Here is a 26,538-nt window from a genome sequence, read left to right as displayed (position 1 = left end):
AATGAATAACGTCAACACGATTATCGAACATGCGGAACAAAATTGTAAAAGTCATGGTGCACGTTTAACCATTAAGAGAAAACAAATATTGTCGTCGCTAGTCCAGTCGAGTAAAGCGTTGTCGGCGTACGAATTAATTGATTTGTTTTTACAACAAAGTGGCGAAAAAATTCCGGCAATGTCGGTATATCGTATCCTCGACTTTTTAGAAGCAGAGAATTTAGTTCATAAGCTTAAGTTAGCCAACAAGTATATTGCTTGCTCTCACATTACTTGTAAGCATGAACATGGTGTTCCACAGTTTTTAATCTGCAGTACTTGTCATATCGTTAAAGAAATTACTATCAATAAGTCGACGATTACTGAACTTCAGAGTACTGTAAAAAATGCAGGTTTTCAGCTTGTTAGTCCTCAATTGGAAATCAATTGCATCTGTAATGAATGTCTAGCCTCTGCGGCATGACCATTATCATTGTTTTGTAGAAGAATTGATTTTTTCAACGCGTCGCATGTTATAGCCAGTACCCAATCAAAATACGAAATTAGCCTAAATAGAGGAAAAAGTCTTAATGAGAACAATGCAAGTAATCATGGATAAATGTGCCATTACGCTCTCATCTTTATGTGTTATTCATTGTTTATTATTGCCATTATTATTAGTTTTATTACCCAGTTTGGGCGTATGGCAACTTGATAATGAAGCCTTTCATACTTGGCTATTAATTGCGGTTATCCCTATTAGTTTATACGCATTGGCGGCCGGTTTTAAAAAGCATCGTCAATATCGATTTTTATTGATTGGGGCTACAGGAATAATGTTGTTAATGTTTGCTGCGTTATTAGGACATGATTTAATCGGTGAGTCTGGTGAGAAAGTATTAACATTATTGGGTGCGACCTTAGTTGTCATTGCACATTGGGCTAACTTTGCTCGCTGCAAACATAATAATAGTTGTATCAAGAGGATGGATGCTCAATGTGATTGAGCTAGCGCACTAACGTTGCTCAGGCGATGTAGGCTCCTCTCAATAAATCAAACATCCTATTGGCACATTAATGAACGTGATGATGGAATATTGTGTTTCACTATCATCACGTTTTATTGAGGATGTTAAATCAAGACTTTGCTTATTCCTCTTCAGTATACGGTTCAATAGTGGTGATATGCATAGTATAGGCTGCTGTGCCCAGTTCATTTTCGTTAATGGCTGTTTTCAATATGCCGGTAATCCAAAAAGGCTCATAAAGATTATTTGATGAAATGCCGAGTGATGAGCTGACAAAGATCATTTGATTGGGTGGCGGTGGCGGCATATGGATGCAGGCGCCAAAGTAAGGTACTAAAAAGAATTGGGTTATATTTTGCTGGTCATCAAATTCTAATGGAACAATAAATCCTGGAATTCTAATCGGTTGATCTACCATTTCCTTGATGATGTTAGTTGAAATTAATGCTTGTTGATAGCGATCATCGTTAGCAGAGGTAAGGGCATTGAATACTTGATTACTAATAACATCTTCAAATGAGCCGTCTTCAATATTATCAAGATATTCCGGTGGATTTAGTAATGCATCTAAGTCACTTTTCGGCATTAGGTCAGTCCACTCTACTGTTTTATACGTCGGAGCCACATCATGAATTACTGCATCATCAATTACACTGTGCTCGATTTCACTCTTAGACGCACTGCTATTATTACAACCCACTAACAACCCCATCAGTATTGCTACACTGCTTAATATCATCGTTCGTAACATTTTTTGTTTACCGTATAAATAAGTGTAATATCGAAATGATACAGTGTATCATTTCGATATTACACTTATTTTTGCGAGAAGATAAACCATGAGTATTGTGCTCAGTGATGTAACGTTTCATTATCCACAACAAAAGTCCCCTGTTTTGGGTATTTCTTCTTGGTCATTACCCCAAGCTGAACAAGCGTTTATATATGGTCCTTCTGGATGTGGTAAATCTACACTTTTAGGCTTATTAAGTGGTGTTTTACCTGTTTCTTCTGGTGAATTAACAATACTTGATCAACGTATAGATCATATGAATGGTCGTCAACGCAACCAATTTAGAGCAAAACACATCGGCTATGTGTTTCAACAGTTCAATTTAATTCCGTATCTCAGCGCAATCGATAATATCCGTCTAGCCAGCTATTTTGCGAATAAATTATCTAACCATCACCTTAACAATAACATTAACATCCTACTGACAACCTTAAATATGCCTAAGCGGGATTGGAGTATTCCAGTTAATCAGTTGAGTTTAGGACAACAACAAAGAGTGGCAATTGCTCGAGCGTTAATCAATAAACCATCACTATTGATTGCAGATGAGCCAACTTCATCATTAGATCATGAAAATCGTGATGCTTTCATGGCATTGTTAATGTCGATTGTCGCAGAAAGTCACATCAGCTTGTTATTTGTTAGTCATGACATGTCGTTATCACAATACTTCAATCGCGTTGAAGCATTAAGTGATATAAATCAACGCTAGGATCATCTTTCATGTTTGTAAAACTTGCTTTGAAAAGCATTGCGGTTCGTAAAGGGTCTGTATTGCTTTCTGTGTTGGCCATGACAATCAGTATCATGGTGTTATTGGGCGTTGAACATGTACGGCATCAAGCAAAATTGAGTTTTGCTAATACGGTATCTGGAGTCGATTTAATCGTGGGAGCCAGAACGAGTAACCTTAATTTATTACTTTATTCTGTATTTCGAATTGGATCACCGACAAATAATATCAGTTGGCATTCCTTTGAAATGATTGCTGCAAACCCCAAAGTAAAATGGGCTGTGCCTCTTTCTCTTGGAGATTCCCATAAAGGTTTTCGTGTGTTGGGAACTAATCAAGACTTTTTCAAATATGTTGAGTATGGACAAAAACATTCGTTAGTATTTTGCCAAGGCCATATATTTTCTGACGTGTATGAAGTTGTGCTGGGATCTACTGTGGCGGCTAAATTACATTATCAGTTAGGTGATGAGTTAGTGTTAGCCCATGGTATTGTTGCGACTAGTTTTAGTTTACACAAAGATAAACCGTTTACTGTGGTGGGTATTTTATCTCCCACAGGTACGCCAGTCGATCATACTCTTCATGTGAGTCTACAAAGTATCGAAGCGATACATACTGACATGTCAGGGTCGGTTAATCAGCAAGCTCTGTTGCAACCAAGTCACATCACCGCATTTATGTTAGGACTTGAATCAAAAATCACCACTTTTACGATACAGCGTGATATTAATCAGTTTCCATCAGAGCCATTAATCGCCATTTTACCCGGTGTGGTATTGTCGGAGTTGTGGCAAATGATGGGCGTGCTGGAAAATACCCTGCTTATAGTGTCGTTATTGGTATTTCTTTCAGCTTGTTTAGGCGTATGTGCCATGTTATTGGCTTCGGTGCGTGAAAGGCATTATGAAATTCGATTACTGCAAGTTATTGGTGCTCCGGCTCACTTTCTGTTTTTACTGATTGCTGTCGAAGCTTTATTCATTACGCTATCAAGCATCATTGCGGCTGGATTGATATTAACCATTACTTTAATGGTGTCTCAAGATTATTTAATGACTCAATACGGATTAAACATTAGCACCAATATTTTCACTATTAATAGTGTTTACATCATCACGATAATGATGATTATCTCAATGGTTATTGCGATAATTCCGTCGTTAAATATTTCAAATCGGCAGTATTAAATATTATGTCTAACGCACATTTGTCCAAAAATGAGTTGGTTTTAATTAAAAATAGATGACCTTAACTCTGATTTTAAAGCCTGTTTTGGTTGATTTTGAATGTAAGACAGTACGGCGTTCAAATTATTCAAATGATTTAGCCACTACAAGATGGTACATGACCATGGTTCAAAGAAAAGTTAAAATGCTATTATTGGGTACAATTTATCCTCAAGGATATTGGTGTGATGAACGACATTTTATAAATAAAGGCTTCTTGGATTGACGCGCTAACGCGTTCTGTTTTTTTAGGTTTTAGTTCAATATATACGTACAAATATTAATAATATTAGGAAGATAAATGCGTACATCAAAAATAATATATTTCACAATTTTTATACTCGTCATGTTTTCTTCTTGTATTGCAGTTTGGGTATATTATCTTAAAGAGGGCAAAGATTTACTGAGTTTTACAATATCGACAGTTGGCTTCTGCATTGCACTATTAGCTCTATTTATAGCTGTCAGGACGTATACATCAATCGATAGTGTGAACAATATAAGCAAAATGGAAGGTAACATTCTTGATAATGAGCACTATGTAACTTCTCTTCCTGAGTTAATCAATCAATTTAAGTCTAAAGACGAAAAAACACTAGACAAAGAACTATTTGATTCAGTTGAGTATAAGTTGAAAAAAGAATCCGGTACTGCCGTACTTTTTGCCGATACGTTACAGTATATGATTGATCTTATCGTTTTATTTCCTGCTGTTTTTAATGCTTCTGATACGGATAAAAAACTCTATAAAAAACGCATGGACAAGATATTAACAGAGGTAGATAGGCAACGAGACATACTGCATTCGGTAAGCAAGGGAAATTCAATTCAAATAACTGAAACAATAAAGTTATTTAAAGCTGTTGTTTCATATCAGAATTTTGTTGCTGATGGTAATTTTAATATCCATGCAGATCTTCTCCATGTTCGTGGTCCTATACTTCGAAATCCTGTCACAAAAACGATTTATCACAATTACCTTGGTTTATATTACAACAAAAAGGGCATGCACTTGCTTAGAGAGTCCCTGAATATGGGGGATATCGATATTCTCTCACTTAACGGCCTTAGCGTGGTACAGAAAGGTATTGGCTCTATATCTCCGTCAATTATAGAAGATGTGACCATGTATTTAAAATCTGCATGTGACCAGTTTGATAGAGCACTTAATATTTCTAGTGAAGATGTTATGTGGCCAGGATTTATTAATTATAACAAAGCACGTACATTGTATTTTTTGGCTTTGTTATCAAATACTGAAATAAAATGGCTTGAGGTTATGGATGAAGCGATTGAGTTTCGTAGTAGATTAAACCGCCTAATTGACGAAATATTAACAATAGACAGATCCAAAACTGCCAAAATAGAGAATACACATTTAAGGCAATTTTTTCTCTATCAAGAAGAGTTGGCCCGTGTAGTCAAATTAAATTTAATATTTGCAGATAATTCCATGAAACAAAATACGGTACCAGCACTGTATAAAGGGGTTAATTTAACGGATGCATCTAAAGAAACTGCTTCGGACTTATTTATGAAAATACACAGTTTCTCTACGGTAAAAGCTTATCAAGAGAAAATTGTTAACCGACTTGAAAAGTGTTCAAACGATATTACCAGTAACTGATTAATCAATCCGAATGTTTGTCTAGGTCTTTACTCGCTATTACCCACAAGCTTGCTGATATTATTTTAGGAATTCGTATAGATAGTGATAAAAATGCCCGTCAGTTAACTGACGGGCATTTTTATGTCGGCTGCTTGTTGCTATCGCGGCACGTTATTGCAGCTATTTATGCACTAAATTACCAAATACGTACGCGCTGATCTTCAGGCAAGTACAACTTATCACCTGGTTTAACATCAAAGGCTTTATACCAAGCATCGTGGTTACGCGGGGCGAGGGCACGGTAACGACCTGGTGCATGAGTGCCGGCACGTAACTGAGTTAACATACTTTGCTCGGTACGTTTTTCTTTCCACACTTGAGCCCAAGCTAAAAAGAAACGTTGATCGCCAGTAACGCCATCTATCACCGGGGCTTCTTTACCGTTTAAGCTTAATTTGTAAGCATGGTATGCCATTGATAAACCGCCTACATCGCCAATGTTTTCACCGAGACTGTTGCGTCCGTTAACAAAGTTTTCAGGGATTGGTTCATATTGGTTATATTGCGCAGCGAGCTTATCGGCTTTAGCATCAAAAGCGGCACGATCTTCATCTGTCCACCAGTTACGCTGAACGCCATTGGCGTCTGATTTAGAACCTTGATCATCAAAACCATGGCCCATTTCGTGACCAATTACGGCACCGATACTGCCATAGTTAACTGCTGCATCTGCATTTGGATCGAAAAATGGCGGTTGTAAAATTGCCGCAGGGAACACAATTTCATTAAACGAGCTGTTGTAATAGGCATTGACCGTTTGCGGTGTCATACCCCAACGATTACGATCCGTTTTTTCCAGTTCTTTCGTTACGCTATCGACTTGGAAATATTTGCGCAGATTCTTAATATCACCCATTAAATCATTTTTAGTGAGGGTTAAGCCATCAAACTGTTGCCACACATCAGGGTAACCAATTTTAGGGTTAAATGCCGCTAACTTAGCATGGGCATTCACTTTAGTTTCGTCGCCCATCCAATCTAAACCATCAATGCGTTGGCCTAATGCTGTGCGCAGGTTCTTAACTAACTCGGCCATTTTTTGTTTAGACGACTCAGGGAAATAACGCGACACATAGACTTTACCAATAGCGAAACCTAGAGACTGAGTGCCAGACATTTCTTCAACTGCACGTTTCCAGCGTGGACGAGGTTGCTCTTGACCAGTGAGTTCTTTGCCAAAAAAAGCAAAATTGGTATTAAAAATGTCTTCAGACAATAACCCTGCATTATTACTAATGGTGTGGAATGTTAAATAGTCTTGCCACACAGTGAGCGGTTGTTGGTTAATTAAGCCAATCATAGCCTTAACCGGTTCAGGTTCAGATATGTTGAGTTGTGGTACTTGGTAACCACTCTGTGCGAAATAGATATCCCAATCAAATCCAGGATATTGCTTAACCAATTCTTCACGTTTGAGTTGGTTTAAGGTTAAATCACGGTCACGGCGTTTTTCTCTAGGCCATTGTGCCTGTGCTATTTTTGTTTCAAGGGCAAGAATTGCCTCGGCACGTTTTGCACCGTCGTTTATACCAGCAAAAGCCAGCATTGCAGCGATATGCTCAACATAAGCTTTACGAATTTTAACGAAACGCTCACTGTCTTCGAGGTAATACGAGCGATCGGGCAGGCCTAAACCACCAGCACCGATGGTCATTTCATATTGATTGGGATCTATACGGTTAAACCACATTCCACCCCAAATAGGGGACGATGCACCAGTAAGCCATGCTTCACCGAATACTTTGGTTAAATCTTGAGTTGAGCTAATCGCAGTAATTTGATCTAAGGTGGCTTTAATTGGTGTGATACCTAGTTTATTAATGGTGTCGGTATCCATATAGGCATGATAAAAATCAGCAATTAATTGTTCTTCGGCAGTTAAGTCGCTGCGGCTGGCAATATCGTCGATAATTGCTTTCACTTGATTTTCACTGCGCTCAGCTAAGGCATTAAATGCGCCATAACGAGTTTTGTCGGCAGGCATGACAAAGTTGTCGTACCAAGTGCCACTTGAATACATAAAAAAGTCATCGCCAGGTTTAACGGCTTCATTTCGTGCAGCTAAATCCACACCAAAAGTACCTAACTCTGCTTTAGCGGGGGCCGGTGAGGTCACGGCTGCAAGCTTAGTGTTATTTGTATCAGATACGCCGCAACCACTTAATAGTGCTGTGGTTAATCCAATCGCAATTAAGGATTTATTCATTGTTATCGTGTTCCTTGGTCTATTTTTACAGAATTATTTGCCTAGCCATATTGAAAGACTGACAAAAAATGTCAATGTTCGAATTGTTAGCAAATTTAACTAACGCTGAGTTAAGCAATGAAATGCGTGGCTGAATATGTGCTGGTTTGATGTTTATTGGCTGTATTGTTTATTTGAGAGGCAGAGATAAGTGCAGTTGATTATCATCAGCATAATTAACCTAAACTTGGGATAAAGGTGAGTTAGGTTTTGTAATATGAACGCTGCCAGTGCTTAAGCCACCTAACTATGTTGGGTTGCTATTTTTCTTGGGATTGGCATCAGTATTGATAGCGCTATAAGTAGTGCTATAGATAGCGTTATTGTTTGAGTTTGTTTACTCAATACGCTGTAAAACAGCTTAATAGTTAGGTTTATGATTTACTCCACCGCTCACACCACCGCTCATACAACAAAGTTTACACAACATCGTTTACACAACATCGCTGACGCGACAACTCTGACGCGACAACTCTGACGCGAGAATGCTGACAGTAGGCTGGAGTGTTTAATCTGAATGTTGTGGTAATGATTTATCAATTTCCTTTGCCAACTGAGCCAATAAGTTGCTGTACGCGCTGACAAACTCCGCTGCAGTCGAACCTGCATTAGTGACCGCGATAAAATTTTGTTTTGCCAATGTTTGGTTTAATGGATTGTTTGTTAGCTCCCAGTTGGCATTGAGTCTGGCATTATTGCCATCTCGGTTGAGGGAAATAACCTTGATTTTAATGCTGTACAGGGGGCTGTTGTCTGCTTGCCAAGGAAATAACACTAGGTTACGACGGTTATCGCTTTGGCTGAGATTGATACTCATGACCCGGCTGATTCCTTGTTCAAGCGGTTCAGCCCAATAACTATTGGCAAATCGTTGCAGGTTACCATCGTCAAGTTGATACATCAGCTGTGTAAAATGTAAGTATTCGGCGACGTCAATTGGCCCTATACCAATGTCATACTCTAACGCAGTACTGCCCGACACTATTTGGTTGGGTATTGCAGTTAACACAAAGTACTGTTTTTCGGGAGAGCTTTGGCAGCCACTCACTAAACTCAATAGCAGTAAACCGATCCCCCAGTTAATGGTCCAAACTCCATATTTCCCCATGACATTATTCTCCTAAAGGTAGGGCTTTTTTACCGCGTATGATGGCCTCAGGTTGTTCATCTAAGGTTTCACTCAAGCTACGTAATGATCGAGCTGTGCGGCGGATTTCTTCCAAGGTATTGGTGAGTTCTATCAACAAGGGCGAGTTTTGGTCGAGTGTGTTACCTGCTTGGTTTGCAAGCTGATTCATGCTTAATAGTGTATTGCGTAATTCAGTTAAACTATGGTTCAGCGACTCAACGAGCTTGGGTTCATCATTATTTAATTGCACCAGTAAATTATCGAGTTTTAACAGTACTTCAAGCCCATTTTTACCTAACGCTGCTTGAGTGTTGTCCAAGTTAATCGCGGTGTTGTTAACGGCTTTGGCTGCATTATCAAAATTATCCAATGCTTGCTGTATTTTTCCGCTGGCGGCAATGTCACTGAGCTGCTGGGCTAAATTGTCGACATTGTTGACTAAACTTTTTAAGTTTAACGATTGCAGGTCTTTCGACAACGATTCGAAATCAGTCGCGATGGTCGGCAATTCTAATAATTGGTCTTTTTCGCCATGGAATAACGGCGAGGTGTTGGGAAAGAAATCCAGTTCAACATATAGCAGTCCGGTGAGTAAACTCAGATAATTCAGCTGGGCGCGTAAGCCGTTATCGATGGCGTGTGAAAAAAACTCTTCACCTACTTGGATCCCCTTAATATTGATACGTTTCAACAATAAGTCGGCATGAACTGCAGCCGTGACACCCTGGCTACTGTCGTTAGGGAAATCGATACTGATATCGCTTATTTCACCTATTATGACCCCTTTTAATTTTACCGGTGCGCCTACCTGTAACCCTTGCACTGAACTGTTGAAAAACATCACTACCGGGGCTTTCTCTGCAAATATACGCCCTCCAGAAAAGAACAGTAATGCAATAAACACTAAGATAATAGCGCCAAAAATAAAGGCACCAATCGCGAGCGGAAGTCGTTGGCTTTTACTCATGATATCTCCGATTTTTCGGTACGATTGAGAAATTGACGAACCCTAGGCTGGCTACTGTGTATTTTTAATTCTCGTGGGTCACCACAATCGAGCATAGTATTGGTTTCATTATCCAAAAACACACAGCGAGTGCCGATTGACAATATGCTGGGCAGCTCGTGGGACACAATGATCACGGTAGAGTCTAGCGCCTGGCATATTTGCACGATCAATTGATCTAAACGCATCGAGCTAATAGGGTCTAAACCCGCAGAGGGTTCATCAAAAAATAGCAATTGAGGGTCTAATGCCAGCGCCCGCGCTAATCCTGCGCGTTTGTGCATACCGCCACTTAACTCGGCAGGGTAAAACTTCTCGAAGCCCGCTAAGCCAACTAATGCTAGCTTATAGGCAACGGCTTCTGCAATTTGTCGCTCCGAAAGGTCGGTATAGAGCTGCAGGGGTAAAGCCACATTTTCGCCAAGCGACATGCTCGAAAACAATGCGCCTGTTTGGAAGGTAATCCCCCAATTTTTGAGCATTGCTACCTGCTCGGGTTCATCTGCTTCATAAAAGTTTTTGCCTTGATAGAGTACTTCGCCTTGTAGTGGCGTGAGTAATCCCACCATCGATTTGAGCAAGGTTGTTTTGCCACAACCACTGCCGCCAATGACAAAAAAGATATCATTCTTGTTAATGTCGAAGTTGAGTTTTTTTTGCACCTCGGTACTGCCGTAGCCGACTGATAGATTACGTACACTGATAAAGGCATCATCAACCATGGTTAGATCCCTAATTTATCGTATAAGATATTAAGCGCCGCATCGGAGACAACCAAAAAAACAATGGCCTTAACCACAGCGTGGGTCGTCGCTAAACCAACGGCATTCGAGTCACGTCCGCAAAGCAGTCCTGCCTGACAACCCGCAATCGCAATTAAAAATCCAAAAATTAAACTCTTTATTAAACCAGTGGAAATATCGACCCAATCAATCGCAACCTGGGTTTGCAAAATATATTGGGTATAACTCACGCCCATACCGTTAGCAACTAACGCACCACCAATCATGCCTATTACATCCGAATAAATACACATTAGCGGCATAATAAAAATTAATGCTAATAACCGCGGTAAAACCAGAAACTCCATGGTAGGAATACCCATTACTCGCAGCGCATCAATTTCTTCATTAACTTGCATGGTGCCTAACTGCGCCGCATAAGCGGCTCCCGTTCGGCCGGCCATAATAACGCCTGTCATTAGAGCACCCATTTCACGCACCATTCCGATAGCCACTAAATTAGCCACATATACCTGGGCGCCTAATTGGCGCAGCTGTACCGAGCCTAAATAAGCCAAAATCATTCCCACGAGCAGACTAATTAAGGTCACAATAGCAAGCCCTTTAGGCCCAGCTTGTTCGATAAAAAAAACGATATCACTTCGGCGAGTTCTCGCTCTGCCAACCAACCAACGCCCGAGTGCCAAAGTGCAGTTACCGACAAATACTAATCCATCGTGTACTTGTAAGCCTTGATTAATCAATCCTCGACGTAAGGTCGGCCATAGCCCGCCTAGGGCACCCTCATTAGTGGGTTGATAAACCGCAACATCGGTAGCGAGCAGCAGTAGTTGCTGCAGCCCTTGAGGTGTTTGTTGAGTGTCTAGTGATAGTTTATGTTGCTCACACCAGCGAGATAATTGTAATAAGGCAATGGCGAGGCTTGAATCCCAATGAGACAACTCTGTGGTGATTAAAGTGACAGATTGGCAATTAGATGGCAGCTCAGCACAAATATCTGCGCCTAGCGGTGCTTGGCCTAATTGCCAATCACCAGCAAGGTTCAGTAAGCAGTTATCATCGTGCATGTCGATATGGAATGTTGCGAGTGTCATGCTAGACCCCCGAGTCAATATGAAATAAGTCTATTTGTTTGTTTAATAAATAGGTTAGCTTGATTTTTGATCCTGTTATCAGTGTAGACCAAGCTCATTGATTATATTTTGACCTTGGACATATTATTTCATCAATAATGAAGCTATCACTTTGATGTATTGACGCTTTGCTACATTGAAGAAGCATTAGTTATGGACCGATGTTGTTGTGCAGAGGCAATAAAAACGGCGTTAACGATTGAACATAACCGCCGCTTGTCGCGGTTTAAAGCAAATAAACTTGCACTGACAAAATTTAACGCTAATATATACTGTTTATTTATACAGTATATATTTATACAGTGCTTATTTGTGTGCTGTTTATTTATACGGTTTGTATTTATACAGTACATATCATATTAGAGGTTGTCATATGCGCGTTATTCCCATTGCAGCCAGTGCCGGCATTACCGGTTTTGAATCTCCTGCAGCTGAGTATCTTCAGTTAGGCCTCAGCCTTGATGAGATATTAATCCAGCATCCAAGTTCTACTTTTATCGGCTTAGCCCAAGGTGAGTCGATGCAAGGTGTGGGAATATATGATGGTGACTTATTGATTGTCGATCGTCATGAAACGGCTAGAAATGGCGACGTGATAGTGGCTAATTTTAATGGTGAGTTTGTGTGTAAAATTCTCGACATGCATCGGCGAATGCTGATGTCGTCTAATGAGCAACATTTACCTGTGACCATCTGCGACTATGATGACTTTAGTATTGAAGGTGTGGTTATTCGCTCAATTCGTTGTCATCGTCAAAGCCCACTGCTTATCAGTAAAAAAGGTTAGGTAACAATGTTTGCCTTAGTCGATGCCAATGCTTTTTATTGCAGTGCAGAACAGGTTTTTCGTCCTGACTGGCGCGGCAGACCGATTATTGTACTGAGCAATAACGATGGCTGTATTGTCGCGGCTAATCGGCAAGCAAAAGAGGCGGGTATTGAGAAGTTTTTGCCTTACTTTCAAGCGAAAGCATTATGTGCCCAGCGCAATGTCATTGTGTGTTCATCTAATTATGAATTGTATGCCGATTTATCGGCAAAGATGATGGCAATAATCGGTCGTTTTGCACCAGAGCAACATGTGTACTCCATCGATGAAAGCTTCCTGTCTTTTAAACATTGTTATCCCGCAATCAAATGCCTGCATAGCCAAGGTCAGTTAATTCGCCGTGCCGTTTGGAAAGAAGCCCGCTTGGCTGTTTGTGTGGGCATGGGCCAAACGTTAACCTTAGCTAAAATAGCCAATCACGCCGCTAAAAAAATACCGGGATACCAAGGTGTGTGCGTTATCGACACTGCGCAGCAACGTAATGACATTTTACGCCAGCTTGCCGTTAAAGAGGTGTGGGGGATTGGCAGGCGCATCAGTAAAAAGCTTGAATTGATGAATATTCGCAGCGCATACGATCTCGCCTCTATGCCACCCAGTCTAGCCAGAAAACAATTTAGTATTGAAATTGAACGCACCGTACGCGAACTTAACGGCGAAGTGTGTAAACAATGGGATGAGGCTAGGGCAGATAAAAAGCAAATTTTCTCCACCCGCAGTGTGGGCGAACGTATTTGCGATTTTGAATCGCTATTACAGGCATTGAGTAAACATGTTGGTATCGCAGCAAGTAAAGCGCGTCAGCAAGGCTCACATTGCAAAACCATGTTGTTATTTGCCAGTAATTCGCCCCACGACGAGCGGCCTGTGAGTTATAAAGTTATTGTCCATTTTCCGTGTCCAACCAATTGCACCATTGAACTCACTAAAGCCATGACAGACGCCGCCCCGAGATTATTTAGCAATGGTGTTCGTTATTACAAAATTGGTGTGGGCCTGGTTGATTTAGCCAGCGAGAAACATTTTCAATTTGATTTATTTAATACCGCGAAGGTCAATTATGCCTTGATGGATACGCTTGACGGCATCAACCAACGATATGGCCGCGATACAGTGTTTCTGGCAGCACAAGGAATAGAACAAAAATGGGCCATGCGCCGTGATTTACTCACACCTCAATATTCAACCCAATGGAAATGCTTACCCAGCATTAAATGCTAAGGTTTTATATTACTAAGGTTTATTACTAAGGTTTATTATAACAGTGGTATTGCTCTGCCATAACACATGCAAGGTTGGGGCATTCAACTATGGCTAAACCTTAAAATGTGATTCAGCTCTGATTATCACTCTAATTAAATTGTTAATGTTGAATCGTACTCATCATATGGCCGACATAATGCGAAATACGCTGTTAAACATAGCAATGATAATTTCACTACTTGGACAATTACTTGTTCCAAGTTTTGCTATGTCTAATGAAATGGCCATGTCGGACATGCAGTCGAGTAGTATGCATCAATCAACGATGATGCAAAGTGACTGTGATACTAACGATGACTGTTGCTTAAACGATATGAGTCAATGCATTAGCCATTGTCATGCGGTCGCGAATGCATTTTTGTTATCAGCAACAAACCTCACCGGTGCTCTACTAACGAGTGCCAAAGTGAGTTCGCCTTTATGGACATCAACCCCCACCATTCTAGTAAGCCAAAATCCGCCTCCGATAGCTTAATTCTTTATGTTTATTAGTTACCCACATTAATTTATAAAGATTTTTGTTGCTTCAACTATAAGCATCAAAAAACTATAAGCATCAAAAAGTTAACGGAGTTTATTATGAAAAAATTCATTGCGATCACACTATTATCTTTAGCCAGCTCAGCAGCAATGGCTGCCACTATCTCATTACCTGACTATTTAATCTTTACTGCGGTCGATGGCAAATCGGCATCAAATAAAAGTGAAATGGAGGTGTCTCCTGGTCAACATTTAATAGAATTACAGTTTTATGATGTGTTTTCATCAGGAGCAGATGATACGAATTTTATTAAGTCCGATGCGTTATATTGGAGTCTACATCTAACCAAAGATGAAGATATTCAAGTGCGTAGCAAAGAGATTTTCTCTTCAACCAATGCAAAGAAATTTATTGCATCACCGGTGATAACCTTAGACCGCGCCAGCGTAAAAGGTGAAAACGTCAAATTAGTTAATCACGAAGAGTTAATGGCTATTATCATGAAACAACACAGTCAAATGATGCAACAATAGTAAAATTGATAGGGCGCTTACATAGCGCTCTATCGTTATAAAAACCTGCTTGACCTATGTGCTGCACGTGGGTTTATAGTCAATACTAAGTAAAACAAGTTAAAATAACCCTTGTTTAAGATAATACATTTCACTATTCTGTTTGCTGTTTGCTGTTTGCTGTTTGCTGTTTGCTGTTTGCTGTTTGCTGTTGTTTTTGGAGAGTATATTTTGCGTAAAGCCCACTTAATCATGATGTTTGTCTTACTGACGTTTGTCGGTCAGGCTTTTGCGTCTGTGATTATGTCAGCTAATATGCCAATGAGCTCAATGACAAAGTCAACATTATCGACAGATAATAACAATGCTTGTCATGACATGAATATGCAAAAGAATGCCATGAGTGACATGAGTGACATGAGTGATAATGAGAGTGATAATTGCTGCGCCCAAGCGTGCCATTGTCCTGTCGGCTCATGTTTATCCGTCGCTTTAACGATGGCTATGCCAACGCTTAAATCAGAAGTCAGCTTAGTTAATTCTGCAACAATGTTTACCTCAGCACTAATGCCTCAGTATTTTTCATCTTTATACCGTCCTCCAATATTTGCCTAACATAGGCACAGTTACGCCTTTTTTTTGCTAACTGTCCTAGCCAATCATGTAGTTTCAATTTTTTAACTTTTTCGGTTAATAAACTGACATTAAACCGCGTTGTTTAATGTGACGAAATTTGATTTGGAGGCAATATTATGTCTGCTCTATATCGCAATTCTATTCGTTTTTTTCGTGTCATAGGTACTATTTTTATTCTGCAAATTATGGGAGGGATGTTACCTGCTCATGCAGCGGAGCCCGGCACTACGGCGCCATTACTCACTGTTTATAAAGATGCCAATTGTGGCTGTTGTGAGAAATGGCTTACTCATATTAGTGACCGTGGATTTAGTGTTGATGCCCACAATATTAACAACCTTTATGAGTTTAAACAGTCAAAGGGTATTCCTGCTTCAATGCAATCTTGTCATACCGCAGTGTCATCTCAAGGTTATGTGTTTGAAGGGCATATCCCTGCAAAATTCATTAGTCGTTTTTTAGCCTCCCCCCCTAAAGATGCTATCGGCCTAACCGTTCCGGCTATGCCTGTGGGCAGCCCAGGTATGGAGTACCAAGATAAATTTATGCCATACCAAGTCTTACTGTTGAAAAATGATGGCAGTAGCCAGGTTTACGCCCAAGTGAACTCGCTTGAGGAGTCTGTGCAATGAAATCTCAATACATGATAAAACCCATGATTCAAACGACAAACAGTGAACTCAACAACAGCCGACGCCGGTTTGTGTTTGGTGCATCCGCCATGTTGGCATTGATGTCGATCCCTTTCCCTAAAAATGCCATTGCCAATGCGTTAAGCCAATCGTTGAGCCAGCTCTCTGGCAAAGTGTTTGACTTATCAATTGACTATAAAATGGTTAACTTTACCGGAAAATCTGCTCGGGCCACTGTGGTAAACCAATTACTGCCCGCGCCGTTATTACGTTGGAAAGAAGGTGAAACAGTCACCTTAAGAGTAAAAAATAATCTCGACCATGATAGCTCTATTCACTGGCACGGTATTATTTTACCCACCGAAATGGACGGTGTGCCTGGCTTTAGCTTTGATGGCATTAAACCCGGTGAAACATTTGAGTATCAATTTACCGTCCAGCAAAGTGGCACATATTGGTATCACAGTCATTCAGGCTATCAAGAACAAACCGGTTTATTCGGTGCTATTGTGATTGATCCTGCGACCCCCGATCCGGTCATATATGACCGTGACTATGTGATCATGCTGTCTGATTGGTCTGACGAAGCCCCTGAAAACATTTATGCCAAATTAAAGAAACAAGCCGATTACTATAATTACCGTGAGCGTACGGTAATGGATTTTTTCTCTGACGTGAATAAAAATGGCTTAGCCAATACGTGGAACGCTCGTTCGATGTGGAATAACGCACGCATGAGTGACAGAGACATATCTGATGTTACGGGTTCAACTTACACCTATTTAATGAATGGCAATCCTCCGCAACAGGGCTGGCAAGGGTTGTTTGAACAAGGTGAGAAGGTGCGCTTACGCTTTATAAATAGTTCTGCGATGACCATATTTGATGTGCGTATACCGGGTCTCAAAATGAGTGTTGTCGCCAGTGATGGTCAGAACATTCAACCGGTTTCTGTGGATGAATTTCGAATCGGTGTTGCTGAAACCTATGATGTGGTTATTGAGCCAGAGGTTGATAATGCCTATTGTATTTTTGCTCAGAGTATCGACCGCACCGGCTTTACGGTAGGTAACCTTACCTCAGATGCCAGTTTACATGCTCCTATTCCCCCAATGGATCCAAGGCCAGTCCTTGGCCACAGTGATATGGGCATGGACATGAGTGATATGGATATGAGTGGTATGGATCATAGCAAAATGGATCATAGCAAAATGGACATGGGCGGCGGTGATATGCCAGGCATGGATCATGGCAAGATGGCTATGGACGGCGGTGATATGTCAGGCATGGACCACAGCAAGATGGCTATGGGCGGCGGTGATATGTCAGGCATGGATCATGACAAGATGGCTATGGGTGGCGGTGATATGTCAGGCATGGATCACAGCAAAATGACCATGGACGCTGCGAAAGCGACAGTCTCAGGACTAGGGCTTGCAGGCTTTGGCAGTAACAATGAAATTAAACACATTGACACCGAGTTCGGCCCACAAGTGGATATGCGTGCCGATGCGCCAAAAAGTGGTTTACATGATCCCGGGATTGGGCTGCGTGACCATCAACAGCAATTTAACCGCAAAGTATTAACTTATGGCGATATTAAAGGCTTACATCCTACCTACGACACACGCCAACCTAGCCGCGAAATTCAACTGCATTTAACCGGCAATATGAACCGATATATGTGGTCTGTGAATGGGGTGAAATTTATGGATGCTGCGCCATTAGAGTTTGAATACGGAGAAAGACTGCGGATCACCTTGGTGAACGACACGATGATGACTCACCCTATGCATTTGCATGGTATGTGGAGTGAGTTAGAGACAGGCGATGCTGATTTTATTCCCCGTAAGCACACGGTATTAGTTCAGCCGGGTTCTAAGATAAGTTACTTAGTCACAGCAGATGCAAAAGGGCAATGGGCATATCATTGCCACTTGTTATTCCACATGCCAGGCATGTTCAGAAAAGTCGTGGTGAAATAAGGGGAATACAGATGAATAAAACGAATTTAGTGGCATTGGGACTGTTGAGTCTGAGCGCCTCATTGGCTAGCTCAGCTGTGTTTGCCGGCGGTAATGATGATCCTCTATTAACAAAAGTCATGTTGGATCAATTTGAAAAAGGCGTGGATCCGCAAGATCCCACCCAGTTTAGTGCACAAGCCTGGTTAGGTTACGATTTGAATAAGTTGTGGCTTAAAACCGAAGGTGAATATTCAAATAGTGATAAGCAAGACCTTGAAATTCAGGCTCTTTACAGTAAGCCCATCGCACCATACTGGGATGTACAATTCGGTATTAAAACCGATATCAAACCGACGCCGAACCGTAATTGGGCTGTGATTGGGGTTCAAGGGTTAGCGCCATATTTCTTTGATATTGATGCGGCCTTATTCATCGGTGAACAAGGCCGTACGGCTATGCGGTTGAGTGCGGAATATGAACTGTTAATCACTCAAAAATTGATACTCACACCTGAAGTAGAAGTTAATTTATTTGGTAAGGACGATGCTGAACTTGGAATAGGCTCAGGCTTATCTGACGTCAGTGCAGGGCTGCGATTGAGATACGAGATTGTTCGAGAGTTCGCACCCTATATCGGTGTGGATTGGCGTCAGAAGCTCGGTAATACCGCCGATTACGCCCGAAGTGAAGGGGAAGATACACAAGAAACCCAGTTTGTTATTGGTTTTAGCGCGTGGTTCTAAGATCTCGTTCGTACACTGAGTTATAAGCTTGGCGCCAAGATGTTAGCTAAGCCAATATTTAATCATTTATGTAAACCGTTTTTCGATCGTTAAAAACAATATAAAAGGAAATATCATGAAATTATTTAACAAGGTTTTAGTCGTAACAAGTCTATTCCTGAGTGCTTCAGCATTTGCTCATGTCGGATTGGGCAGTTCTATGCCCGCTAACGGTGCCATGCTAAGTCAAGCCCCAACAACGCTTGAACTGACCTTTACGGCTCCGGTACGTTTGGTCAAATTAACAATGCAAGATGAGAAGCAGCAAAGCGTACCGCTAACATTACCTTCAAGTGCGACCAGCCAAGCAGCATTTTCATTCGCTCTACCAGCATTAAGTGCAGCTAATTACACGGTTAACTGGATGATCATGGGTGATGACGGTCATAAGATGAAAGGCAACATGAGCTTTATGCTTCACGACTCTGGCATGAACACTCGCAGTGCACCGCCTATGACAATGGAGCATGAGACTAGCGAGCACACTGCACATCAATAAGTGGATGAGTAAACATGATATTAACCGTATTTGAAATATCGGTGTTGATATCTAAATGGGTTATCTATCTAAGTGTTGCCGCCGTTATTGGCGGCACATTGATGCAATATCTCATTAAGGGTCAACCGAACCTTGGTATTAGCGTTGCAAAATATACCGGCGTAGGTGCCGTTTTGGGGTTGATTGCCGTCAGTATCAATTATTTTGCGCAAGTAGGATCTTTTGCTGAAAGTGGCTTGATGGGAATATTTGATGCGCAGATGCATGCTTTTCTTTGGCCAACCCAGGTAGGGCAAACGGTGCTTTGGCGCTTAATCGGTTTTGGGTTAATGCTAGTGGCTAGTGGTTTACTGTTACATAAGAACCGTTATATCAAAACGTTTTCTGCGGTATTAGCCATTATCAGCTGTCTGTTAATTGCTGTCACGTTTATTTTTATTGGCCACAGCACTGAACTGGGATTGCTTGCTCAAGGCTTAATATTGATACACGTGTTGATCATTGGCAGTTGGATAGGCGCTTTTTATCCATTATGGAAATTATGCAGCACCGATGACAACATCGTCATAAAAAATGTCATGGATACATTTGGTCGTTTAGGCATAGTGATTGTCATTCTAGTGTTGCTTTCAGGCATGGGAATGGTGTGGATGTTGTTTGATAGTCCCACTGAATTATTCAGTTCCAATTATGGTATTGCGGTCACCATCAAGCTAAGTTTGGTGGCTATCATTTTGCTTATAGCAGCATGGCATAAATTGGTTTTAGTACCGAAATTAACGATTGCGAACCCATCACTCGCAAAACAAAAACTACAAAAATCGATTGGATTAGAAGCATTAATAGCAGTACTGATATTAGCGACAACAGCGGTACTTTCGAGCGTGCTAGGTCCTATGAGCCTTGGATAATCACTATAAATTAACAGAGAGATAAAAATGAATAATAGCCCTTTAACAATACTCATAACGACCGGGATACTACTGATGTCAGCAGGACAAAGCTCATTGAGCTTCGCCCATGGTGATGAAACTCACCCCATAGAACAAAAAGCGTTTATCGGTGTTGATTCCGCCGCGGGTAATGTCGTCAAACAATTTCATGCTGCATTACAAATGGGTAATGAGGCTATTGTTAGGCAGTCATTAGCTGTCAATGTGCAAATTTATGAAGGTGGAAAAGTAGAACGTTCACTTACGGAGTATGCCAATCATCACATGCTTGCAGATATGGCCTACTTAAAAGGGTTAACCATAACGCCAAAAGAACACCAAATAACGATTACGGGTGACATTGCTATTTCAACGTCAATAAGTCACGCCCAAGGTGAATATAAAGGTAAAAGTATTGACTCAATGACCATGGAAACGCTTGTGTTAATAAAACAAGCGGATGGTCATTGGAAAATAACCCACGTGCACTGGTCGTAAACATAACAAGTTCATCATGTAGATAAAGGATTATCTCGAGCCACTTTGTAGATGCTCCCAAGAAAACCACAAAGACTCATATCATGTAATAACATGATATTTTATGGAAAAGGATTTCCTCTTTTTTAAGTCAATCCATTCACCATCCTTCATCGTTTTGTTTAATCCTCGCACGGCTTATGACAGGTAAAATACTTGTCATCATAAATAATGTCACGCGTCACAAAACTCAAACCAGAATCGAAATTATTATTGGCATATGCTAATAATAAGAGTATATATTGCATATGCCAATTACTATTATTCGATTAATTTAAGCAGATAATGCCAAGCCTCCAAAAATAGACGAAGATTCTAGGACGCTCTCGGCAAAAGCTGTTTTAAGCCCAGTGGCATGTCGATAAACCAAGTTGGAACAACTGCGTTTAATCGATTTGTTAAAAATGCACATGAGGAGACATGATGATTACTGCCATACCTATGAAAGACCAACATATTGCCAACCACTTTAGCCGTGCCGATGAGATGCTATTCATTGATGAGCAAGGCCAAGTAAAAGGGCGCTTTGCCAACCCAGCATTAACAGAAGGATGTGAGGGTAAGCAACAATTAGTCAGTATGATACTGGCAAATGGAGCGGATCGCGTCATCGTGCGCAACATTGGCCAACAGCTTTTATCTAAGTTATTAAGCCAACAATTGAGTGTATTTCACGCAAAAAATGGTCGTACTGCAATAGAGTATTTTGCCAGTAGTCATTTAGCGGACTGTGAGCCATTTACCGAGGCAAGTCAGGGGCGACCATCCATCAATAATATTGCTAAGAAAGCCACTGGTGGTTGCTGTAACCATGAGCATAAACATAACCATGACCATGATCATCAACACGCTCATGGTGAAGACTGTCAGAACAGATCTGATCTGGCGACACATAAACGTTGCTGCGAGTCTAAATCTGAATTGGCGAATGAAACCACAACAATGAAACGTTGCTGCAATAAAAAACATTCACTAATTGCTCATTAATGATCGCTAGGGGTGTTTTATCACAGCGCTGTGGTGGCTAGTTAAGCTTTAAACCATAGCGTTGTAATTTTCGATATAAGGTACGCACACTGATATTAAGCGTTATCGCTAGTTCGGCTGGCGATCCTGCATATTGCTCACATACCTGCGAAAGATACGCACATTCCATGTCATCTAACGTCATCAGTTCGGTGTTAAGTTTTACGGCAATTGTTTCATCCTTAGATGTGTGGCTAGGTTGAACGCTTTCAGGTAAATCACTGCTGTGTATAACATCCTCATTGGCGATAAGTGCCGATTGCTCAATAATATTTTTCAATTCGCGAATATTTCCCGGAAATGCATAACGACCCAAAAGAGTTAATGCATTGCTCGAAAACTTTTTATGTTTGTAATCAGAATATTTTATAAAGTGATTCACCAGCGTCGGAATGTCATCATAACGCTCACGTAACGACGGTAAGTAAATCGGAAATCCTGCAATGCGGTAATACAGGTCGCGCCTAAATTCACCTTTTTCAACCAAATCGAGTAAATTCTTATGGCTGGCACTGACTAGCCTAAAGTCAGAACGTTTCTGTTTTAATCCGCCGACGGCACGATAACACTGGGTTTCAAGTAACCTAAGTAACTTTACTTGCATGTTCATCGGTACATCACCAATTTCATCAAAAAACACCGTTCCACCGTGCGCTATTTCAATCAAGCCTTTTTTGCTGCTTGTCGCCCCTGTAAATGCACCTTTTTCATAGCCAAATAATTCACTTTCGAACAGATTTTCACTTAGCCCAGTGCATTCAATCACCACAAACGGTTTATCATTTCGGTTGCTGGCCTGATGTACCGCTTTAGCAACTAACTCTTTGCCTGAACCAGTTTCACCTTGTAACAGAACCGCGATATTGGATTGAGAGGCTCTATTAATCCTGTTGAGCATCTGCTTAAATGGCGCAGACTGACCGATCATGGTGCCTTTTTTTGATTCTGTCGATGCGTAATCTATGGCATCTAAAATCTCTAGATACCCCAATACCATGCCACTATTATCTTTTATAGGTTTCATTAAAATGTCGCAGTAAGACTTACCTTGCACCGTGCTGTGAATATGCACGGCACTGGCAGCTCGGTTAGTACTCTGGCATTGTAATAACGGGCATTCCTCACCGTGTTTATCGCAAGGTTGGTCACTATTATGAGAGATTTGATGGCATTTACTTTGGCCTAAAATAACGTCGTCATCATAGGTTTCGATATAGGCTTGATTAACCGCATGGATCACATAATCGGGAGTAATAAAAATCGCCGGTTTATCAATAGCGTTTATCATAGATTGTACAACGGTGGTTTTATTCATTGATTACTCTCGCTTGCGATTCATATTAATCGGCCAACCTTTATAATGACATTAATAGCACGATAAATGTCATTACGATGTCATATTTGTCACTCATTTGTCACTCAACAACCTAGCATGGGCATCCTGTCAATTTCAATAATGTTTAAGCTAATGATTTTAAGCGATTAAACCTAGCTAGTGTGATATGGCACAAGCTTTGTATTGATTGTGTTATATCGCTTACGACCGAACGGTGCCCTGGCAGTAGTGAACCCATGTACGAAAATTATGCCCTGAAGTTAATGGGAATGACCCGACTTGAAGACGAGGATGACAAATAATGAAATTAACATCAAAGCACAAAAAAACGGTTTTAAATGCACGTAACATCAGTGCGTTATTAGTGATTGCTGGCATGAGCAGCTTTTGCCATGCTGAATCACTAACGCAACAGCAGGTGCTTGAACAACAGGCCAATCAACGCATTGCCGATTTTAGCCAAGCGTTAAAAGATCAGTTACAAGCCGCAATTAAACAAGGTGGCTTAATCAATGCGGTGTCGGTGTGTAAATCGGTTGCACCTGCCATTGCCGCTGAAAACTCGAAAGATGGCTGGACACTGACTCGAACCAGTTTACGTGTACGTAATTCAGACAATACGCCAGATGAATGGGAGTTATCGCAATTACAACAATTTGAGCTGGTGAATGCCTCAGGACAACAACCTGCAGATAAGCCAATCGTGGCGAGTGAGTTTATCGTCAATGATGGCAACACTCAGTTTCGTTATATGAAGGCCATACCAGCGCAACAATTATGTTTAGGTTGCCATGGCAGTAATATTGAACCGGAAGTGAGTGCATTGCTTAGCAAAACCTATCCAGATGATAAAGCGGTTAACTTTGCCCTTGGTGATATTCGTGGCGCATTTTCACTGAAAAAGGATATCAAAAAATCTACTCCATCGGTTACTGCTAAGCCATAGCCGAAAGCAATAGTCAAAAGCCAAAGTCGAAAAAGTAATTAACAAACTACCACGGGAATAGGGCTTTATCATTAAGCCTTATTCTTCGGATCGTAAATCAAATAATGCTTATTAATTCGCTGTTTGTTGCGACTTAATCCGCAGTTTACATTGATGGTTTAATTTAACATCATGCTGTAGTGATTAACCCTCCTCAGTCATTGAATCAATGATGTTGAGAATATTACCAATATTAATCTGAGGCTTTATCTGACAAATACCAGTGTATTGTGTTGGGAGTTAATGTGTCATGAGTAGAATTCGAATCGATCCTTTTTATCATCAAGCTAGCCATACTCTTACATATGTGGTGACCGATATTGCTACCCGTCAATGTGCGATTATTGATCCTGTTTTAGATTTTGACATGGCGTCTGGCACCATAAGCACGAGTTTTGCTGATAGCATCATTGAGCATATCGATAAACATGGATTTGAAGTTGAATGGATTTTAGAAACCCATGCCCACAGCGACCATATTTCTGCGGCCTGTTATATCAAGAAAAAACGTGGTGGAACAACCGGAATTGGCGAGCACATCACCAAAGTTCAACATACCTTTAAGCGATTACTGAATCTTGATGATAGTTTTAAATGTAATGGCGAACAATTTGAACAATTATTTGTGGATGAAGAACTCATTAAACTGGGTCATTTAGATATTCACATTATGCATACACCGGGTCATACACCAACCTGCGTCAGTTATCTCATTGAAGATGTTGTGTTTGTAGGCGACACCTTGTCAACGCCAGAATTAGGTACCGTTAATACTGACTTCCCCAATAGCAGCGCAATAACCTTGTACCATTCAATTCAGCGAATATTGGCATTACCTAATTGCACTCGGGTGTTTGTTGGCCATGATCCACATGCACAGAAACGTACAGATAATGGGTTAGAAACATCGGTGATTGCCCAAAAACGCTATAACAGTGTGGTAGGGGGGAATGTCACCCTAGCAGAGTTTATTAAACGGCATCAACAACGCCATATTGGCCCTGACATACAGCAACTATTATTAGCCGCCATTCAAATGAATATTCGTGCGGGTAACATGCCATTAGCTGACGGTAAGGGTAACTACTACCTTAAAATACCGCTAAATCGGCTCTAAAAATGAATACACAATCAACCATTAACACAATCAACCATTAGCACAATCAACCATTAGCACGGTTAGCCATTAACAGCATCTGCCATCAGTAAAAAATAAGCCATGAGCCACATAATGTTGGCTCATGTTTGCGTAATTTATATTTTATGAGGCACCAATGGAAAGCCATCTTGTTGCCATTGCATCATGCCACCGGCAACAGACAGAGGTTTGCTAAACCCCATATCCTGTAATGATGCTGCCGCCAGTGCAGAACGGCCACCAGTTCGACAAATAAGGTATATGTCTTTATCAGCTAGTTCATTTAACGCCAATACCCACTCGCAGTGATGACTCACTAAAGGATGCTCGTGTATTTTCATCTCTAATACTCCACGTGGAAAATTCACCGCACCTTCTATATGGCCCGTCGTAAACTCATCATGCTCACGAACATCGATGATGATCACATCAGGGTTAAGCATTGCCGTCAGTAATTCTTGGGTACTCACTTCAATAATGTGGGTTTTAATCTCACTTATGTATTCCTGGGCAGTTTTCATGTGTACCTCGTGATGTTAAATAATGGATTTAGTTAAAATGAATAGCGCCATTAGCACTAAAAACACGGCAAATATTTTTTGTAAAATCGCTTTGGGTAAATATTGATTTATCCATTGGCCGGCAATACTGCCGACAAGTCCGCCTGCAATCATGATGGCAATAATCGACCCATCGAACTCAAACCCTTTACTTGAAAGTAATGAGTAATATTTAGCAAAACCGACCAGTGAGTTCATTGAAATAATCAGTAAGCTGGTACCAATCGCCAACGACATTTCAATGCCGCCAAGTAACACCAGTGCAGGTACAATTAAGAAGCCACCACCCACACCCACAAAACCGGTGACAACCCCAACCGCTAATCCTTGCGACAAGATTTTAGCGATATTTAGTTTGCCAGCTTGGTAGCGGCTAGATTGATTTCGCCACATCATCACCGCGCCAATGAGCATCAAAATGACAAACACAGTAAGTTGTATGTCACTGTTAAAGAAGCTGCTGAGCCATGCGCCTAAATAGGTGCCTACCATGCCAGGTAAACCAAATAAAAACACATGAGGCCAAGAGACTTTTTTATGCTTAATAAAGCCTATGCTGCTGATTAAACTGATAGCACCCACAATGCACAATGACGAAGCGATAGCTAATTGGGGTTGCATTCCAATAAGGTAAAGCAACACCGGAACAGTAAGGATGGATCCACCAGACCCTAATACACTCAGCACTAAACCAATTAATAATGCGCCAATGATTGCTTGTATCATCATGGTTACT

General features: G+C 40.9%; 28 protein-coding genes. 19 read left to right on the top strand and 9 right to left on the bottom strand.

Annotated elements, in window-relative coordinates:
- The first annotated feature begins 1 nt into the window (after position 1).
- A complete protein-coding gene (locus tag HNW13_RS07410; protein WP_192114867.1) occupies positions 2-463 on the top strand; it encodes a transcriptional repressor in 462 nt (153 codons plus the stop codon).
- A gap of 106 nt (positions 464-569) precedes the next feature.
- Positions 570-986, top strand: coding sequence for a MerC domain-containing protein (locus tag HNW13_RS07405; protein ID WP_192114868.1), 417 nt, complete (start codon positions 570-572; stop codon positions 984-986).
- A 142-nt stretch (positions 987-1,128) separates the two neighbouring features.
- Here HNW13_RS07405 and HNW13_RS07400 read toward each other — a convergent pair whose 3' ends face one another.
- Positions 1,129-1,746: a DUF3299 domain-containing protein gene (locus tag HNW13_RS07400; RefSeq protein WP_243756188.1), complete on the bottom strand. Its 618-nt coding sequence runs from the start codon at positions 1,744-1,746 to the stop codon at positions 1,129-1,131.
- Between the two features lie 100 nt (positions 1,747-1,846).
- On the opposite strand from HNW13_RS07400, the gene HNW13_RS07395 reads away from it, so the two are divergent.
- The 3 genes from HNW13_RS07395 (at position 1,847) to HNW13_RS07385 (ending at position 5,389) form a co-directional block, all read left to right on the top strand.
- A complete protein-coding gene (locus HNW13_RS07395) occupies positions 1,847-2,512 on the top strand; it encodes an ATP-binding cassette domain-containing protein (protein ID WP_192114869.1) in 666 nt (221 codons plus the stop codon).
- A gap of 11 nt (positions 2,513-2,523) precedes the next feature.
- A complete protein-coding gene (locus tag HNW13_RS07390; RefSeq protein WP_192114870.1) occupies positions 2,524-3,723 on the top strand; it encodes an ABC transporter permease in 1,200 nt (399 codons plus the stop codon).
- Positions 3,724-4,063: 340 nt separating this feature from the next.
- Positions 4,064-5,389 (top strand): hypothetical protein, encoded by a 1,326-nt coding sequence (locus HNW13_RS07385; RefSeq protein WP_192114871.1) that lies wholly within the window; start codon positions 4,064-4,066, stop codon positions 5,387-5,389.
- A 178-nt stretch (positions 5,390-5,567) separates the two neighbouring features.
- Here HNW13_RS07385 and HNW13_RS07380 read toward each other — a convergent pair whose 3' ends face one another.
- From HNW13_RS07380 to HNW13_RS07360, 5 genes are all read right to left on the bottom strand, one after another.
- Positions 5,568-7,637 (bottom strand): M13 family metallopeptidase, encoded by a 2,070-nt coding sequence (locus HNW13_RS07380; RefSeq protein WP_192114872.1) that lies wholly within the window; start codon positions 7,635-7,637, stop codon positions 5,568-5,570.
- A 547-nt stretch (positions 7,638-8,184) separates the two neighbouring features.
- Positions 8,185-8,784, bottom strand: coding sequence for a PqiC family protein (locus tag HNW13_RS07375; protein WP_192114873.1), 600 nt, complete (start codon positions 8,782-8,784; stop codon positions 8,185-8,187).
- Between the two features lie 4 nt (positions 8,785-8,788).
- Positions 8,789-9,772 (bottom strand): MlaD family protein, encoded by a 984-nt coding sequence (locus HNW13_RS07370; RefSeq protein WP_192114874.1) that lies wholly within the window; start codon positions 9,770-9,772, stop codon positions 8,789-8,791.
- A complete protein-coding gene (locus HNW13_RS07365; RefSeq protein ID WP_192114875.1) occupies positions 9,769-10,533 on the bottom strand; it encodes an ATP-binding cassette domain-containing protein in 765 nt (254 codons plus the stop codon). The genes HNW13_RS07370 and HNW13_RS07365 overlap by 4 nt, the downstream gene beginning before the upstream one ends.
- Positions 10,534-10,535: 2 nt before the next feature.
- Positions 10,536-11,648, bottom strand: a complete 1,113-nt coding sequence (locus tag HNW13_RS07360; protein WP_101088332.1) for an ABC transporter permease — start codon at positions 11,646-11,648, stop codon at positions 10,536-10,538.
- 412 nt (positions 11,649-12,060) lie between these two features.
- Here HNW13_RS07360 and umuD point away from each other — a divergent pair, with 412 nt between their 5' ends.
- The 12 genes from umuD (at position 12,061) to HNW13_RS07300 (ending at position 21,744) form a co-directional block, all read left to right on the top strand.
- The gene (umuD, locus tag HNW13_RS07355; protein ID WP_011637424.1) at positions 12,061-12,474 is read left to right on the top strand and encodes a translesion error-prone DNA polymerase V autoproteolytic subunit; all 414 of its coding nucleotides are present in this window, start codon (positions 12,061-12,063) and stop codon (positions 12,472-12,474) included.
- Positions 12,475-12,480: 6 nt separating this feature from the next.
- The gene (locus HNW13_RS07350) at positions 12,481-13,737 is read left to right on the top strand and encodes a Y-family DNA polymerase (protein ID WP_192114876.1); all 1,257 of its coding nucleotides are present in this window, start codon (positions 12,481-12,483) and stop codon (positions 13,735-13,737) included.
- 250 nt (positions 13,738-13,987) lie between these two features.
- A complete protein-coding gene (locus HNW13_RS07345) occupies positions 13,988-14,254 on the top strand; it encodes a hypothetical protein (protein WP_243756187.1) in 267 nt (88 codons plus the stop codon).
- Positions 14,255-14,358: 104 nt separating this feature from the next.
- Positions 14,359-14,793 carry a DUF2057 family protein gene (locus tag HNW13_RS07340; protein WP_192114878.1) on the top strand — a complete coding sequence of 145 codons (435 nt, stop codon included), beginning with the start codon at positions 14,359-14,361 and terminating at the stop codon, positions 14,791-14,793.
- A gap of 210 nt (positions 14,794-15,003) precedes the next feature.
- The gene (locus tag HNW13_RS07335; RefSeq protein WP_243756186.1) at positions 15,004-15,387 is read left to right on the top strand and encodes a CopL family metal-binding regulatory protein; all 384 of its coding nucleotides are present in this window, start codon (positions 15,004-15,006) and stop codon (positions 15,385-15,387) included.
- A 137-nt stretch (positions 15,388-15,524) separates the two neighbouring features.
- On the top strand, positions 15,525-16,040 hold the full coding sequence (locus HNW13_RS07330) for a DUF411 domain-containing protein (protein WP_192114879.1): 516 nt from the start codon (positions 15,525-15,527) through the stop codon (positions 16,038-16,040).
- Complete coding sequence (locus HNW13_RS07325) at positions 16,037-18,025, top strand: copper resistance system multicopper oxidase (protein WP_192114880.1); 1,989 nt, start codon at positions 16,037-16,039, stop codon at positions 18,023-18,025. Before HNW13_RS07330 ends, HNW13_RS07325 begins: the two co-directional genes overlap by 4 nt.
- 11 nt (positions 18,026-18,036) lie before the next feature.
- A complete protein-coding gene (locus HNW13_RS07320) occupies positions 18,037-18,750 on the top strand; it encodes a copper resistance protein B (protein ID WP_011711624.1) in 714 nt (237 codons plus the stop codon).
- Positions 18,751-18,865: 115 nt separating this feature from the next.
- On the top strand, positions 18,866-19,288 hold the full coding sequence (locus HNW13_RS07315) for a copper resistance CopC family protein (RefSeq protein WP_208062805.1): 423 nt from the start codon (positions 18,866-18,868) through the stop codon (positions 19,286-19,288).
- Between the two features lie 14 nt (positions 19,289-19,302).
- Positions 19,303-20,199: a CopD family protein gene (locus HNW13_RS07310; protein WP_208062803.1), complete on the top strand. Its 897-nt coding sequence runs from the start codon at positions 19,303-19,305 to the stop codon at positions 20,197-20,199.
- A gap of 75 nt (positions 20,200-20,274) precedes the next feature.
- The gene (locus HNW13_RS07305; protein ID WP_208062822.1) at positions 20,275-20,718 is read left to right on the top strand and encodes a nuclear transport factor 2 family protein; all 444 of its coding nucleotides are present in this window, start codon (positions 20,275-20,277) and stop codon (positions 20,716-20,718) included.
- Between the two features lie 459 nt (positions 20,719-21,177).
- A complete protein-coding gene (locus HNW13_RS07300) occupies positions 21,178-21,744 on the top strand; it encodes a NifB/NifX family molybdenum-iron cluster-binding protein (protein ID WP_192114883.1) in 567 nt (188 codons plus the stop codon).
- A gap of 37 nt (positions 21,745-21,781) precedes the next feature.
- On the opposite strand, the gene HNW13_RS07295 is transcribed toward HNW13_RS07300, so the two are convergent.
- Positions 21,782-23,098, bottom strand: a complete 1,317-nt coding sequence (locus HNW13_RS07295; protein ID WP_192114884.1) for a sigma-54-dependent Fis family transcriptional regulator — start codon at positions 23,096-23,098, stop codon at positions 21,782-21,784.
- A gap of 322 nt (positions 23,099-23,420) precedes the next feature.
- On the opposite strand from HNW13_RS07295, the gene HNW13_RS07290 reads away from it, so the two are divergent.
- Together HNW13_RS07290 and HNW13_RS07285 are read left to right on the top strand one after the other, a co-directional pair.
- Positions 23,421-24,065, top strand: coding sequence for a DUF3365 domain-containing protein (locus HNW13_RS07290; protein ID WP_243756185.1), 645 nt, complete (start codon positions 23,421-23,423; stop codon positions 24,063-24,065).
- A 289-nt stretch (positions 24,066-24,354) separates the two neighbouring features.
- Positions 24,355-25,221, top strand: a complete 867-nt coding sequence (locus HNW13_RS07285) for an MBL fold metallo-hydrolase (protein ID WP_192114885.1) — start codon at positions 24,355-24,357, stop codon at positions 25,219-25,221.
- Positions 25,222-25,358: 137 nt separating this feature from the next.
- Here the strand turns inward: HNW13_RS07285 and HNW13_RS07280 are convergent, their stop codons facing one another.
- Positions 25,359-25,763 (bottom strand): rhodanese-like domain-containing protein, encoded by a 405-nt coding sequence (locus HNW13_RS07280; RefSeq protein ID WP_101088325.1) that lies wholly within the window; start codon positions 25,761-25,763, stop codon positions 25,359-25,361.
- Positions 25,764-25,778: 15 nt separating this feature from the next.
- Positions 25,779-26,531 carry a sulfite exporter TauE/SafE family protein gene (locus HNW13_RS07275; protein WP_101088324.1) on the bottom strand — a complete coding sequence of 251 codons (753 nt, stop codon included), beginning with the start codon at positions 26,529-26,531 and terminating at the stop codon, positions 25,779-25,781.
- Positions 26,532-26,538: the final 7 nt, after the last annotated feature.

This window comes from Shewanella sp. BF02_Schw (assembly GCF_014596695.2).
In the GTDB taxonomy this organism is placed as follows: Bacteria; Pseudomonadota; Gammaproteobacteria; order Enterobacterales; family Shewanellaceae; genus Shewanella.
Note: the sequence above shows the minus strand (reverse complement) of the source record. Positions and strands in the feature narration are given on the sequence as shown.

Excerpts from the sequence above, each read along its gene's own strand:
- HNW13_RS07410 (WP_192114867.1), top strand. The coding sequence starts at position 2 with ATGAATAACGTCAACACGATTATCGAACATGCGGAACAAAATTGTAAA.
- HNW13_RS07405 (WP_192114868.1), top strand. The coding sequence starts at position 570 with ATGAGAACAATGCAAGTAATCATGGATAAATGTGCCATTACGCTCTCA.
- HNW13_RS07400 (WP_243756188.1), bottom strand. The coding sequence starts at position 1,746 with ATGATATTAAGCAGTGTAGCAATACTGATGGGGTTGTTAGTGGGTTGT.
- HNW13_RS07395 (WP_192114869.1), top strand. The coding sequence starts at position 1,847 with ATGAGTATTGTGCTCAGTGATGTAACGTTTCATTATCCACAACAAAAG.
- HNW13_RS07390 (WP_192114870.1), top strand. The coding sequence starts at position 2,524 with ATGTTTGTAAAACTTGCTTTGAAAAGCATTGCGGTTCGTAAAGGGTCT.
- HNW13_RS07385 (WP_192114871.1), top strand. The coding sequence starts at position 4,064 with ATGCGTACATCAAAAATAATATATTTCACAATTTTTATACTCGTCATG.
- HNW13_RS07380 (WP_192114872.1), bottom strand. The coding sequence starts at position 7,637 with ATGAATAAATCCTTAATTGCGATTGGATTAACCACAGCACTATTAAGT.
- HNW13_RS07375 (WP_192114873.1), bottom strand. The coding sequence starts at position 8,784 with ATGGGGAAATATGGAGTTTGGACCATTAACTGGGGGATCGGTTTACTG.
- HNW13_RS07370 (WP_192114874.1), bottom strand. The coding sequence starts at position 9,772 with ATGAGTAAAAGCCAACGACTTCCGCTCGCGATTGGTGCCTTTATTTTT.
- HNW13_RS07365 (WP_192114875.1), bottom strand. The coding sequence starts at position 10,533 with ATGGTTGATGATGCCTTTATCAGTGTACGTAATCTATCAGTCGGCTAC.
- HNW13_RS07360 (WP_101088332.1), bottom strand. The coding sequence starts at position 11,648 with ATGACACTCGCAACATTCCATATCGACATGCACGATGATAACTGCTTA.
- umuD (WP_011637424.1), top strand. The coding sequence starts at position 12,061 with ATGCGCGTTATTCCCATTGCAGCCAGTGCCGGCATTACCGGTTTTGAA.
- HNW13_RS07350 (WP_192114876.1), top strand. The coding sequence starts at position 12,481 with ATGTTTGCCTTAGTCGATGCCAATGCTTTTTATTGCAGTGCAGAACAG.
- HNW13_RS07345 (WP_243756187.1), top strand. The coding sequence starts at position 13,988 with ATGTCTAATGAAATGGCCATGTCGGACATGCAGTCGAGTAGTATGCAT.
- HNW13_RS07340 (WP_192114878.1), top strand. The coding sequence starts at position 14,359 with ATGAAAAAATTCATTGCGATCACACTATTATCTTTAGCCAGCTCAGCA.
- HNW13_RS07330 (WP_192114879.1), top strand. The coding sequence starts at position 15,525 with ATGTCTGCTCTATATCGCAATTCTATTCGTTTTTTTCGTGTCATAGGT.
- HNW13_RS07325 (WP_192114880.1), top strand. The coding sequence starts at position 16,037 with ATGAAATCTCAATACATGATAAAACCCATGATTCAAACGACAAACAGT.
- HNW13_RS07320 (WP_011711624.1), top strand. The coding sequence starts at position 18,037 with ATGAATAAAACGAATTTAGTGGCATTGGGACTGTTGAGTCTGAGCGCC.
- HNW13_RS07315 (WP_208062805.1), top strand. The coding sequence starts at position 18,866 with ATGAAATTATTTAACAAGGTTTTAGTCGTAACAAGTCTATTCCTGAGT.
- HNW13_RS07310 (WP_208062803.1), top strand. The coding sequence starts at position 19,303 with ATGATATTAACCGTATTTGAAATATCGGTGTTGATATCTAAATGGGTT.
- HNW13_RS07305 (WP_208062822.1), top strand. The coding sequence starts at position 20,275 with ATGTCAGCAGGACAAAGCTCATTGAGCTTCGCCCATGGTGATGAAACT.
- HNW13_RS07300 (WP_192114883.1), top strand. The coding sequence starts at position 21,178 with ATGATGATTACTGCCATACCTATGAAAGACCAACATATTGCCAACCAC.
- HNW13_RS07295 (WP_192114884.1), bottom strand. The coding sequence starts at position 23,098 with ATGAATAAAACCACCGTTGTACAATCTATGATAAACGCTATTGATAAA.
- HNW13_RS07290 (WP_243756185.1), top strand. The coding sequence starts at position 23,421 with ATGAAATTAACATCAAAGCACAAAAAAACGGTTTTAAATGCACGTAAC.
- HNW13_RS07285 (WP_192114885.1), top strand. The coding sequence starts at position 24,355 with ATGAGTAGAATTCGAATCGATCCTTTTTATCATCAAGCTAGCCATACT.
- HNW13_RS07280 (WP_101088325.1), bottom strand. The coding sequence starts at position 25,763 with ATGAAAACTGCCCAGGAATACATAAGTGAGATTAAAACCCACATTATT.
- HNW13_RS07275 (WP_101088324.1), bottom strand. The coding sequence starts at position 26,531 with ATGATGATACAAGCAATCATTGGCGCATTATTAATTGGTTTAGTGCTG.